This is a genomic window from Pseudoalteromonas sp. NZS127 (assembly GCF_015864805.1).
GTDB lineage: Bacteria > Pseudomonadota > Gammaproteobacteria > Enterobacterales > Alteromonadaceae > Pseudoalteromonas > Pseudoalteromonas nigrifaciens.
The window spans coordinates 53,831-66,621 of sequence record NZ_JADYWN010000005.1 but is presented as its reverse complement, the minus strand read 5'-3'; the positions used below and the strand labels follow the sequence as shown (position 1 = coordinate 66,621).

Annotated in this window: 11 protein-coding genes; 3 read left to right on the top strand and 8 right to left on the bottom strand. The window is 38.0% G+C overall.

Going from position 1 to position 12,791, the window contains the following annotated elements; all coding sequences use genetic code 11:
- Positions 1–21: 21 nt before the first annotated feature.
- From purU to I6E78_RS06775, 5 genes are all read right to left on the bottom strand, one after another.
- On the bottom strand, positions 22–852 hold the full coding sequence (gene purU / locus I6E78_RS06795) for a formyltetrahydrofolate deformylase (protein WP_011327398.1): 831 nt from the start codon (positions 850–852) through the stop codon (positions 22–24).
- A 204-nt stretch (positions 853–1,056) separates the two neighbouring features.
- A complete protein-coding gene (locus I6E78_RS06790; protein WP_197182190.1) occupies positions 1,057–2,946 on the bottom strand; it encodes a hypothetical protein in 1,890 nt (629 codons plus the stop codon).
- A 133-nt stretch (positions 2,947–3,079) separates the two neighbouring features.
- A complete protein-coding gene (gene pelG, locus I6E78_RS06785; RefSeq protein WP_269435618.1) occupies positions 3,080–3,754 on the bottom strand; it encodes an exopolysaccharide Pel transporter PelG in 675 nt (224 codons plus the stop codon).
- Positions 3,755–3,773: 19 nt separating this feature from the next.
- On the bottom strand, positions 3,774–5,099 hold the full coding sequence (locus I6E78_RS06780) for an IS4 family transposase (protein WP_197182189.1): 1,326 nt from the start codon (positions 5,097–5,099) through the stop codon (positions 3,774–3,776).
- Positions 5,100–5,187: 88 nt separating this feature from the next.
- On the bottom strand, positions 5,188–5,616 hold the full coding sequence (locus I6E78_RS06775; RefSeq protein ID WP_225741070.1) for an endo alpha-1,4 polygalactosaminidase: 429 nt from the start codon (positions 5,614–5,616) through the stop codon (positions 5,188–5,190).
- Positions 5,617–6,117: 501 nt separating this feature from the next.
- On the opposite strand from I6E78_RS06775, the gene I6E78_RS06770 reads away from it, so the two are divergent.
- The 3 genes from I6E78_RS06770 to I6E78_RS06760 all read left to right on the top strand — a co-directional run bounded on the left by I6E78_RS06770 (position 6,118) and on the right by I6E78_RS06760 (position 10,786).
- Positions 6,118–7,785, top strand: a complete 1,668-nt coding sequence (locus I6E78_RS06770; protein WP_011327407.1) for a methyl-accepting chemotaxis protein — start codon at positions 6,118–6,120, stop codon at positions 7,783–7,785.
- A 544-nt stretch (positions 7,786–8,329) separates the two neighbouring features.
- Positions 8,330–9,682 (top strand): magnesium transporter, encoded by a 1,353-nt coding sequence (locus I6E78_RS06765; RefSeq protein ID WP_011327408.1) that lies wholly within the window; start codon positions 8,330–8,332, stop codon positions 9,680–9,682.
- 42 nt (positions 9,683–9,724) lie between these two features.
- The gene (locus I6E78_RS06760) at positions 9,725–10,786 is read left to right on the top strand and encodes a DUF21 domain-containing protein (protein ID WP_089367839.1); all 1,062 of its coding nucleotides are present in this window, start codon (positions 9,725–9,727) and stop codon (positions 10,784–10,786) included.
- Between the two features lie 18 nt (positions 10,787–10,804).
- On the opposite strand, the gene I6E78_RS06755 is transcribed toward I6E78_RS06760, so the two are convergent.
- From I6E78_RS06755 to I6E78_RS06745, 3 genes are read right to left on the bottom strand one after another with little or no spacing between them, the layout of a single operon-like run.
- The gene (locus I6E78_RS06755) at positions 10,805–11,632 is read right to left on the bottom strand and encodes a mechanosensitive ion channel family protein (protein ID WP_089367840.1); all 828 of its coding nucleotides are present in this window, start codon (positions 11,630–11,632) and stop codon (positions 10,805–10,807) included.
- A 37-nt stretch (positions 11,633–11,669) separates the two neighbouring features.
- Positions 11,670–12,413, bottom strand: a complete 744-nt coding sequence (locus I6E78_RS06750) for an LrgB family protein (protein WP_086995023.1) — start codon at positions 12,411–12,413, stop codon at positions 11,670–11,672.
- A complete protein-coding gene (locus I6E78_RS06745) occupies positions 12,406–12,759 on the bottom strand; it encodes a CidA/LrgA family protein (RefSeq protein ID WP_011327412.1) in 354 nt (117 codons plus the stop codon). Before I6E78_RS06745 ends, I6E78_RS06750 begins: the two co-directional genes overlap by 8 nt.
- Positions 12,760–12,791: the final 32 nt, after the last annotated feature.

Sequence of the window (12,791 nt, the reverse complement as noted above, 5' to 3'; positions counted from 1 at the left end):
TAATTTGCTGGCATTTTTGTTTTACGAAAACACCACGGTTTTATTACCGTTAATAAATAGCTTATGCTCAGAGGCAAGTTGTAGCGCTTTACAAAATACTGTTTTTTCTACATCTTTACCCATATTGGCCATCATTTTTGCAGTTTCTGCGTGGGTTACAGGCGTAACATCTTGCAAAATAATAGGCCCTTCGTCTAACTCGTTATTGACAAAGTGAGCTGTGGCTCCAATGATTTTTACGCCACGTTCAAATGCTTGGTGATAAGGTTTTGCACCAATAAAAGCGGGTAAGAACGAGTGATGAATATTAATAATTTTGCCCTCAAAGCGTTGTACAAACTCAGGGCTTAAAATACGCATATATTTAGCTAAACCAATAATGTCAGGGTTATAGCTGGCAATTAAATCGCCTACTTGTTGATCGTGCTCGCTGCGCGTTAATCCCTCATGAGAGATAACATGAAAAGGGACATTAAGCCCTTTAGCAAGCGGCTCTAAAATAGGGTAGTTTGCTATAACGGCTTGCACTTCAATATTTAGCGCTTGTTCGAATTGCTTTAATAATACGCCACCTAAGCAATGTGCTTCTTTAGTAGCAAGTAACACAACTTTGGTTTTTGTACCATTGTGTAAAGCCACTTTAGCGTCTGCAGGTAGTATTTCGCGTAGTAGTGGTAAAAAGTTACTTTGTGGCTCACCAGTGAGCTCTGTACGCATAAAAAAGCGTTTAGCGTCTTTGTCTACAAATTCATTATTACGTGTAATATTTAAATTATGCTGGTGGCAAAGCCCGGTGATTTTGGCTATTAGCCCTACATCATCGGCGCATTGTGTGGTTAGTATGTAGCTCATTCTCTCATTCTTACCCAATTATAGATTGCTTTATTATTTGCGTTTTAGCGCATAAAGCAAGGGCTTTGTGTGTTGTTACAAGGTTTAATTTAGAACAAGCATGACATTAAAGTGAGCAAAGTTAACTGGGGTTTAAAAAGGTATAGTTGCTGTTAAAAATGCCACTGATTGCCAGTGGCATTGATATATAATTAAGTTACCGTGTTATGACTTGGTTTCTGAGGCTAAATCATCTTGTTGTCTGATAAAGCCGGCGGCTTCTTCATCATTTTTTGTAATTGCGCTTTGCTGTGTTGGCATAGCGCGTGTTTGCTGATTAAGCTGATGAATTTGCGACGCGTTACCTAAATCACGCTCACTGGTAATTGAGGCTATTGACTCACGATCTTTTAAGAACGCAATCACATCGTTTTTAATTGCTTGTAACTGACCTTCGTCTTTGTGCATTTCCATAATATGGCGTGGATGCTCAAGATTTTTCATACCTGTTGCTGCAAAAGTGGTGGTTACTATTCGCGAAACAATAACCCAAGGGGTAATGCTGCTACGTACTAAGGTGTTTTCAGAGCGAGTGCTGTCGTGAATACCTGTACCGGTTGATATTTTAGACTCAGTAAATGTACCTTCACATTTAAAATAGACCAGAAGTGATTCAAATTGCATTTCAGCAAAAAACAAATGTGCATTGCTACTTAATAGCTGAGCAAAGGCTTTAATTAATACACCTATCAGTAATAAGTGTACGCTTGCCATTACTAGCTCGCTGATAGGTGAAATATGAAGATTATTAAGTGCTTGCTCTATTGAATTGATATTTGCGCTATCAATATAACGATAAATATCGATGAAAGAGTAGGCTAATAATACCGTGAAAATAAGCGCGATTAAATACAGAAAATTACCACTAAGTAGCGCCAATAATCTAGCCATACTAAAACCTTTACCTAAATCTAGCTCATGTAGTTTAGGTTGTATTTCTTGAATTATTTCTCCTTTAAAGCCGCCTTTACCTTCTACTTGCTCTTGCAGTTGTGGGTTGAGCTCGCGGTATACGCGATTAGGCACTTCTTTATAACGACGGTTAGCCATTACTAGGTTATCTAAATTAATAAAAATTTCAGTAGGGTGTACAGATTCTTGCCAGTTTTCGCGCAGCTCAGATACCTCAGTGCTTGGTGTTATGGTATTTAATCGTGCTTTTAACATAGTAAAAACCAGTGCGCAGCTCAAGGTGGCTAAAATAATAATAGCGACTAAATACATACCCGCGTGTAGGTTGGGTAATTGTTCAAACCAAACATCTATTTGCGCTTTACTAATGTGTTGTTCTTGCATTAACCACGACATAGAAAGGCCAATAATAATGGGTAAAATAAACGATAGCGAAATAATTTTAGCCAGTGCACCACCACCAAGTGGTTCAATTTCTCTTGCAGCATTGCGAGTGGTTGGTTTACCTGCCGAGCGCCATGAGAACAATACATAAAACATTAAAATGCTACTGTATATGGGAAATGCTAATTCGCCTGCTTCACCGGTAAAGCCCGACAAAGATACAAAAGCTACCAGTCCATACGCAATAAGTGCCACAAAGGTACTTACCCATGAGCCAAATAATTGCTGGGCAATATTACGCATTGGGTAGGGTAAAAACATTAGTTTAGGAATAAGGCTATGCAACAAGCGAGATAAAAAGCCTTTAGGCTCTTTAAAAGTAATGTTTTTACGACCCATAAGCATTTCTTCTAGTTCTTGGTCGTTATAGGCAACTTCTTTTTTTTCTTCTTTTGCGGTAGAGCTTTGCGATTTACTGTAGTTATAAGCCAGTGACGTAGGGTGATTACGGCCAACAAAGTATTTTAGTGTGGCATAAATACCTGTTGAGAGTGAAGCAATGCCAAACCCTAAAATAATCATCCCAAAAAGCATCAAGATCCACCCAGCAGTTGCATCTTCTTTAACTAACCCTGCAGCAACAACAAGCAGCGTAATGCCGGTAATTGACTCTATAGCACCTCTTAGTGCGGTTACTTTACCTTCAAGCTTGAAGGGGTTTTTAAGTCCAAGATCAATCGATCCATAATCAAAAGCCATTGAATATTCCTTTATAAAAGAATTTTATTGGGAGAAATAAGTGTAATAAGCAATTTATGTTTATTACACTTATTTATTAGTTTTGGCATTATAAGCTTGGTTTAAGCAAATAGCCTGAAATGTTAAGCGTTTATTATTGCAGCATAAAGGTTTCGTATTCTAAATCTTCAAACTGTTTAGATAACCAAAACAAACCCACAACCGAGCTAATAATAGTTGCAAATGCAAAGCCATAGCCATAAAACTGTGGTCCAAGTGCAACCGATAAATAGGTAAAAACAACATTTACGACTAAAAATATTGCTGCGAGTACCAGCACAGTAAAACGTTTATCTAAATAAAATAAAATATTGAGTATTGATAAAAATATAACCTGTACACCCACACCCACTACATCGATAAATAATAAGGTTTTGTAGTTAGGATCTATGCCTATAAAAGTGAGTATTTGCTCACCCCAAAGTAATAAGCAAGCTACGGTAATACCCTGAATTTTAAATATATCGTATAAACCACCTTGGGCAGTTTGTATCATATTATCTTTTAATAAATAAATTTCATTTAAAGAGGCACCTTCGCGTATTGCAGTGTAAAAACGGTCGTACTCCTCTACAAAGTCGGTTTCCATTCTTACCAAAAACACGGCCATACCAGGAATAATAGACAAGTAGGCTAAAAATATGGGTAAGTCGTAAATAGGGCTTGCCCTGAGAGTACCAATAATTTCAATTGAAGTACTAGGAGAGTACCAAAAAATAATTTTATCAGCCCAAACACCTATATTGTAAAACAAGCCACAAAAGAACAGGCTATAATACTAATGCCAGTCAGTTAACACTGACTGGCTTTTTTTTATAGGGATATTTAGATGGTTTCTTTTTCACACATCGTGGAAAGCTGCGCTCATGACGCCTTGTTGGTAACTGAAATAGCGTCAGCGTTTCTAATAAATGCTCATAGTGTTTTGGTAAATTTCCCGGACTTGTCAGTGGGATAGTTAACAGAAATACATTGATATGTCTTGAACAATGAGAAAAACTCAGTTGATTTGGCCATACTTCTAGTAACTCTGCTGCCTCACGCATGGCTATTCTTATAATATTGTAGGCAATTAGTAACCCCCACAATTCTTGCCTTATCATATCCGGCCTTTTTGAGCGTAGGATATAGTTTGAGTGCAACATTGTTTGTTTTATTTCTCGATATCCTATTTCTATTTCCCAGCGATGCATGTACAAATCAGCGATTTCTTTTGATGGGTAACGCATTACATCAAGCATTGATGTAAGAATCTGATACTGCTTATTATTATGCGTGTAAGTAAGCAGACGAGCTTCTATAAACTCTGGCAAGTCAGTAAACTTTTTTCGCGCTTGTGGCGATGTTTTAAGACGCACTAACTGGTCATTTTTACTCATTTTCTTTATGGTATCAACCGTTAAGCCTTTTCTGACAGGTATCATCCAGTGCCTTTCAGTCCCTGCTTGATGCCAACGATGCAAAAGCCCTAATGAATAATGACCGCGATCAAATAAGGTTAATGAGTTATCCGGTGTACCTTCAATGAGCTCTTCAGCGAGTGTCATTTCCCCTTGATGTTGCCCGTTAAAAGTACAATTAATGAGTTGATGGCTCGTTAGCTCCATGTGGCATACCATTCGAATTTGCGGATAGGTATTTTCACCATACTGGGTTGAGCCACACCCAAATACGTCTTTATTCTCTGGCGTATCATGTGTACGAAAAACAACGCCATCAACAGCTAATAGATTTAAGCCACAAAATGTATCAAAGTGGGCATGATTATAATGCCGTGACGCCATCATCTTGAAGACCTGCTCGACAGCACTTTCACCTAAGCGTTGTCTCGCTTGAACCATGGCACTAGGGGCAACTAGTTTCCCTTTACCTGGTAATGCGATGTCCATTTTAGAGGCTATATCCCAAACAGATTCATGACGAAATAAGCTCATACCAATCACAGACCAAACGACAGCATCGAGTGGTAAGCGACGTTTACGAACGGTGGCGACACCTGACTTTTTAAAAGCTTGGTTAAGTAATTCGGGATCTAATATGCCAGATAAGTTATCAAGCGTTGTAAATTCATCAGCAGATGAGAAAGTGGTTGAAAGAGCTGTTTGAATATCCATAAAAAAACCGTAATTAGCGAAACTAATTACGGATTATTCACGATCATTTAGATCGGTCAACCGATCAATTAACCTTAACTGATCGGCATTACGCTTGCTGGGCGCTTTTATTATGTTTTTTGTCTAATAGCTGGTAGCTATCAAGGGTATCTAAAAATAAGCCATTAAAGCCACGTGCCTTTAGTGATAGCGCACTATTTTGTATATGCTGTTGCCACTGCGCTGCAGTTAAGTCGCTAATATGGCTATTCCAATTAGGATTAACACTAAGTGAAGACTCACTTTTTGAAAACGACTCGCCAACACTTAAATAAGCATAAACAGCAATGTTACGCTGTTTGAGCCAGTTCAGCTCGTGCTTGGTTATTAGCTCGGGTTGCACTACTACACGCGAATAAAAAGTCATTTCAGCTAAGGGCATAGGTGCAGAGTAATAAAAAGCGATACTATTATTAGTCTCAGGTTTAGCAGTTACATTTGCGGTGATAAATAGCAGTATAAAAAATAAATACTTCATTAACCCTTCGTTTTAATTAATAAATAGCCAAGGTGCAATTAAAATAATTGTACCTGATTTGTTATAGGAGTTTAGTATTAATATTTTAATTATATGTTACAAAAAGCAAAAAAACTAAACAAATTTAAATTGTTTATATTGTAAGTAGTATTTTATGTTGTGCTTGCTCATCATTGCGGCAATTAATTAAATATTTTACCTGTATTAGGTGTTTTACTTACTTTAAAGGCTATTAATTATACTAGAGTAAGTTGCAACTTTATTACTATTTAGCTTAGGTTTATTAATGACAATGGCGTCTTTTAGTATTAAACCAAAGTAACTACGACTATAATCACTAGCCATTAGTTATACTTTTAAGTAAGTACCTACCTAAATTAAATAGACTTAGCCGTTTATGTGATGAAGGGGGGCTAGAGTAAATTATAAATTTTGCAGCGACTAAGTTACAAAATAAGAGTAGGGCTTTTACAGCTTGCAATGTGTTTATTTGGAGAAGAAATGAGTAATTTAAGCTTGAAAAGCAAATTGTTACTACTAGCTATTTTGCCGCTAATATTATTATTGGTCAGCTTTTTATCAAGTTCGTACTATTTAGAAATGCAAAGTCAGCAGCACAGCTTTGACACTTTTAAAAGTAAGTTATTAAAAGATAAACAAACGCTATTAAAAACTGAAATTGAAATTGGTAGTCAAGTAGTACAGCACCAGCTTGCAAATGGCACTGAGCAAGATGCTAAAAATGCATTAAGAAAACTAACCTTTGGCGAAGACGGCTATTTCTTTATTTATGACACTAATGGCGTGAGTGTTTTTCATGCCATGTTAGGTGATGCGATAGAAGGGCAAAACAAAATAGCCATGACTGATCCCAATGGTAAAAAAATCATTGTGGGCTTACTTGCACAAGCACGCCAGGGTGGCGGAGCATTTACCTATCATTTTCAAAAACCAAATACCAACGGCTTAGTTGAAAAAATTGGTTATGCAGCGATGATCCCTGGAACCAACTGGATGCTAGGCACTGGCGCTTATATGGACGACATAGAAGCAGAGCTTGAAGGCTTTGAGCTATCTATGCAAAAAAGCATGAACGAAAAAGTAACCACCTTATTGATCATTGCGTTCTTTTGTTTGTTATTAACTATTGCGGGGGCTTTATTTGCTGCCAACCATATGCTTAAACCAATACAAAGAATGGTGCAAAGCCTTGATGACATAGCTAAAGGTGAAGGCGACTTAACTAGACGTTTAGAAATTGACAGCCACGACGAAATTGGCCAATTAGGTGAGTCGTTTAATATATTCGTGAGTAAATTGCACGGTATTATAGCCAGTGTGGTTGATGTAACTAACGATGTTAAAACAGCATCAGTAGATATAAATACGCAAACTTTGGTGATTGAAGATAAGTTATTAAAACATAATCATGAAACTGATTTAGTCGCGACCGCGATTACTGAAATGTCTGCAACCTCTCACGAAGTGGCGCAAAATACGACCCAAGTTGCGGTGTCAACTCAGGCAGCAACGCAAGAAGTAGCAAGAGCGCAAGAATGTGTTGATATATCTTTAAGTGAAGTATCAAACTTAATGGCCGAAATAAATACAGCTGCAGAACAGGTTGATTCATTAAGTGAGCAATCTAAAAAGATTAATAGTGTATTAAGCGTTATTGGTGGTATTGCAGAGCAAACAAATTTACTGGCACTTAACGCAGCAATTGAAGCGGCTCGTGCGGGTGAGCAGGGCAGAGGTTTTGCAGTCGTTGCTGATGAAGTAAGAAGCTTAGCAAGTCGTACACAAGTAAGTACGTTAGAAATTAGCGAAATGCTTAGTGAGCTGCATAACTTAGTTACTGCGGCGGTTAACGCTATGCAAGCAAGTCAGCAAAGCTGTAATCGCTCAGTTGAGTCATCACGTGCTATTTCAGAAAGCTTAGGCGCGGTTACTACATCGGTTACCACAATAAACGATATGAGTACCCAAATAGCAACAGCTGCAACAGAGCAAAGTAGTGTAACTGAAGAGATAAACCGTAATGTTTTTGCTATTCAAGAAATTGTAAATGAGCTAACAGAGTCAAGTAAAACAACGTCATCGGTAAGTTTACATTTAGCTGGTCGTGGTGAAAGCTTAGGCGAATTGGTAGGGCAGTTTAAAATTTAAGACATATTTTTAAATTTAATCATTTATAAAGCCGTAATTTTTAGTTACGGCTTTTATTTTGCCTGCTGCAAAAAATCCTTCCTAGTTAACCTGAGCTCCGGATAATAAACTTATCTCAAGCAGCTATTTTCAGCGCTAACTGCGTTGAATTTACTTGCAATAGGCCAGCTATTGACGCGTAAATTCGCCTTGTTTTCACTGAAAACCTCTGGCTAGAGAAAATAAAATTAAATATAACGATGATTCAATATGTTAGTAAATCTCTTAACCAGAGTTCAGGTTAGTTAATGAAGATGTATGAAATTGCCTACACTTAAGCATCTGAAATCATATCAAAAGTAAGTCGTGATTGTGCTTGTATAATTAAATTTAAAAAATAATAAAAAAACATTAACCGCTGGTTATTTTTACGCATACAATGCGAAAAAAGCGGATGAGTTTGCATATTTTTTCAATATTTTATGCCCGCTACGTTACACTAATAGCAATACATATTAATAAGTGACTATTTACTAATATAACCTACTAAAATTTAAGGCTTAAGATGATTGAGTATCCGGTTGATAAACTACCCCAACTCATAAATGACTTATTACAGTGCGACACCACAGAGCGCAAAAATAAGTTATTAATAGACGCACAATTAACATTATCAACTGAGCATTTATCATTGCTTTTTGAAGCAATACCTAAAGAGCAGCGCCTTGAAATTTGGCAGTTGTTAGATGAAGACACGCAACACGAAATATTTGTTAATTTAAGCGATGACAGCACCTTATGGTTACTGCAAACTTTAGATGATAGCGACGGTTTTAAACTATTAGACGAAGTTAATGTAGAAGAACTGCTTGAGCTTGAAGAAGTAATTCCTGAGCGATTTGTTGAGTATGCAAAAAAACAACTCGATGAAGCACAAACAAAGCAATATGAATTAGCGCAACAATACCCTTCTGAGCAAATAGGTCACTGGTTAGGTTTTGACTTTTTAAAAGTGTCTGAAAAGTTAACCGCGGGAGGCGCTAAAAAGTTACTCCATAAAGGGTTGCCGCAGTTCACAGAGGTTATTTATTTAGTGAGCCGTAAGGGCAGTTTAATTGGTGAAGTGGCAATTAATGATTTAATAAAAGCCAATGACAACGACAGTTTAATTACTTTAGCAAACCATGACTATGTATCGCTGCATGCAGATGATGATTTATACGAAGCTGCGGAAGTGGTTATTCATAGCGAAAAAATGGCAATGCCGGTTGTTAATGTTGATAACAAATTACTGGGCCGTTTAACCATTGCTTCAGCGTATGAGTTACGCCAAGAAATAACCGACGAGGCTGCCGCTAAAGCGGGTGGTCTGCGTGAAGACGAAGATTTATTTGCGAGTGTGCGAAAAAGTGCTAAAAACCGAGGTATTTGGTTAGGTATAAATTTGGCGACTGCATTTTTAGCCTCGTGGTTTATTGGCCTGTTTGGTGCAACTATAGAGCAAGTAGTGGCTTTAGCGGTATTAATGCCAATAGTAGCCTCTATGGGCGGAATTGCCGGGAGTCAAACGCTCACCGTTATTGTACGTGGCTTGGCACTTGGCCAGGTAACCGACTCTAACCGCGCAGCGCTACTTAAAAAAGAGCTAAGAGTGGGCGCGGTAAATGGTTTTGTATGGGCTTTTGTTATTGGCGCATTGACCTTTTTGTGGTTTAACGACGTTATGCTAAGTATTACTATTACCGTGGCTATTTTGCTTAACTTAGTTGCAGCATCGTTAGCCGGTGTAGTGATCCCTTCTATTTTAGATAAAATGAAAATAGATCCTGCGCTTTCGGGCTCAGTTATTTTAACTACAGTAACCGATATAGTTGGTTTTGTTACCTTTTTAGGTTTAGGTAGTTTGCTACTGTTATAGTGCCTTGTATCGCAAGGAACGCGTAAATAAATAGGAAAAACAATGACTTTTGATGTCATGATTTGGTGTGCTATTGCACTGTGTATTTCGCAGTCAGCAATATTTTCGGGTTTAAACTTGGCGTTTTTTTCGCTAAGTAGATTACAACTCGAAATGGAAAGCAGTAAAGGTAACGCCGCTGCGATAAAAGTAATGGCACTGCGTAACGATTCAAACTTTTTACTCTCGACTATTTTGTGGGGAAACGTAGGTATTAACGTACTGCTGACCTTACTTTCTGACTCGGTATTAATGGGTGCAAGTTCTTTTTTATTCTCAACTATTGCTATTACTATTATTGGCGAAATTACACCACAGGCGTATTTTTCACGTAATGCGTTAAAAATGGCCAGCATGTTGTCGCCGTTAATTAAGTTTTATCAATTACTGTTTTATGTCGTTGCTAAGCCTACAGGGCTAATACTCGATGCTTGGTTAGGCAAAGAAGGTATTACCTACTTTGCAGAGAGTGAGCTCAGAGGCATTATTCGTAAGCACATAGAAGCTGAAGAAGCCGATGTACAGCACGTAGAAGGTATTGGTGCACTTAACTTTTTTAGTTTAGATGAAATTAGTGTTACTCAAGAAGGCGAAGTGATAGATCCCGACTCAATCATAGCGTTACCAACCAAGCTTGATTTACCAATATTTCCTGAACTAACACTCAGTGCCGATAATGAATTTTTACGCAAACTGCACAAGTCTGGTTACAACTGGGTAATTATTACTAATCAGGCCGGTGATCCTTTGTTAGTGGTTGATGCGGATGGCTTTTTACGCGCAGCTTTGTTTGAGCCAGACACATTTGATCCGTACCACTTTTGCCACAGACCAATAATAGTGATCGATGAAAGTATGCGCTTAAGTGACGTTATTTTAAAAATTCGCGCCAGTCATTCATTAGACAAGTCATTCGATGGGGCAATTGAGCACGATGTAGTACTGGTATGGGGCGATGAAAAACGCATTATTACTGGGGCTGATATTTTTGGCCGATTACTAAAAGGTATGAGTGCGCCTAAACTTGAATTAAACCCCAGTATAGATCAACCTAAACCGCTTTAAACGGTTTAGGTTTATAAATTAATCACCTTTAATAATACTAACAATGCGCTGCGGTAAAGGTATTTCAATATTCGCTTTATTCATAGCGCTATAAACCCCACCATTAATAGCCAACTTGGTTTCGATTATTTTAGTGGTTGGTACCCAGTAGCGGTAGCTAATAGTTACGCCATTGTCGGCAAAGCGTTCTATACCAATTTGTGCATTGGGCACTTTAGCCACAAGCTCATGGCCATTCACAACATCTTCAATTAGTTGAACTGCGGTATTTGAGCACGCGCTGTAAGCAATGGTAATTTCGCCTTTTACCAATGAAAACTTAAACGAGTTATGGAGTATTTCACCGAGGATATGCTTATTGGGTATAGTTATTTCTACCTTTTCTTCGTCAATAAGTACTGTATGCCCCAGCTCTATTATTTTAACTTGCCCGCTGACATTTTTAACCTCTATAGTGTCGCCAACCACAAAAGGACGAGTGGCAATAATAGCAAGGCCAGCACCATAATTAGACAACATACCTTGCATTGCCAAACCCGCACCAAGCGACGCAGCACCAATAGCGGCCACAAAAGGGGTAACACTAATGCCTATTTTGCCCAGCGCAATAATAATGACAATTATTATGAGCAACACTTTAACTAGGTTACTCACAAAGTTAGTTAACGTGACGTCAATATTATGGCGAGCCATTAAATTAGCCACTACGTTGGCAAGCTTTTGCGCAACCCATAAGCCAATTAAGAGTATGAAAATAGCACCTACAATTTGCATGCTATAGGTAACTAAATACTCGGTAAGCATGGCGTAGTATTTTTCAAACTGTTCTATTTCTGGGCTGATCATATATGCTCTTAAGATGGCTGTTAAATATTTTTGCTAACTATAGCAAAGTGTTGACTAAGATTGGATATAAAAACGGTACTATTACAGCCGTTAAAAGCGCACTTAATGCCATGGCAACCGATGAAAATGCACCTATTTTAGGATGCTCAACCAATGCTGCTGCGGTGCCAATAGCGTGACAGGCAGTACCCATGGCAACGCCTTGCGCTTCATGGTTATAAATTTTAATTAGTTTAAAAAGTACAAAGCCAAATAAAGCACCCAATAAACCAATAAAAATAACCAAGGCAGCAGCGAGTGAGTCAATACCGCCTAATGACTCGGTTACAATTAGCGTTATAGGAGTTGTTACACTCAATGCTGCAACTGAGGCGCTAAGTTGTGTGGGTACAGCAAATATCATGCTGAGTAAAAAAGCCACTACAGTGGCGTTAATAATCCCTAAACTACAAGTGGTTACAATTAAGAGTAAGTTTTTACGTACATGAACAAACTGCTGATATAAAGGTAATGCTAGTGCCACAATAGCGGGCTCTAACAGCCAACTTAGTAATTGGCTGTGGCTAGCAAATTTAGTGTAAGGCAAGTTTAAATTAACCAAGAGTAAAGCAATAATAGCTATACTTAAAAATACAGGGTTAGTAAGTGATTTTAAAATAACATGCTTAACCCGCTGGTTAAGTAGCCTTAATAATAAAAACAGCGCAATAATAAACGGTACGCTAAGCCACCATAAATCTGGAGTTAGTTGTGTTGTTAGCGATTTTAGTTGCTCAGTCATTATTTACGCGTCCTTTAAAGTAGGCAATAACACTACTCACTAACAATAAGGTACTAATAGGGACTAGCAATACAATGGCAACTAAAAAAGGCCAATGCGACTTTATTAAGCCAAGGTGCTCAATAAAGCCAACCCCCGCAGGAATAAAAAAGATGGGCATAATATTTAAAATAGGTGAAGCGCAGGGCTTTAATTGATGCTCTTTTACTATGCCAGTTAACAGTAGCAGCAATAAAATAACCATTGCTAGTAAAGGCGCAGGAAAACTGCCGCCAATACTGTGCATAATGAATTTAGCCGCCGCTAAGCAGAGTAAAATAATTGCGCTACTTAACACATATTTCATTAGAGAACTCATTGGAAAGTCAGGAATTTAAC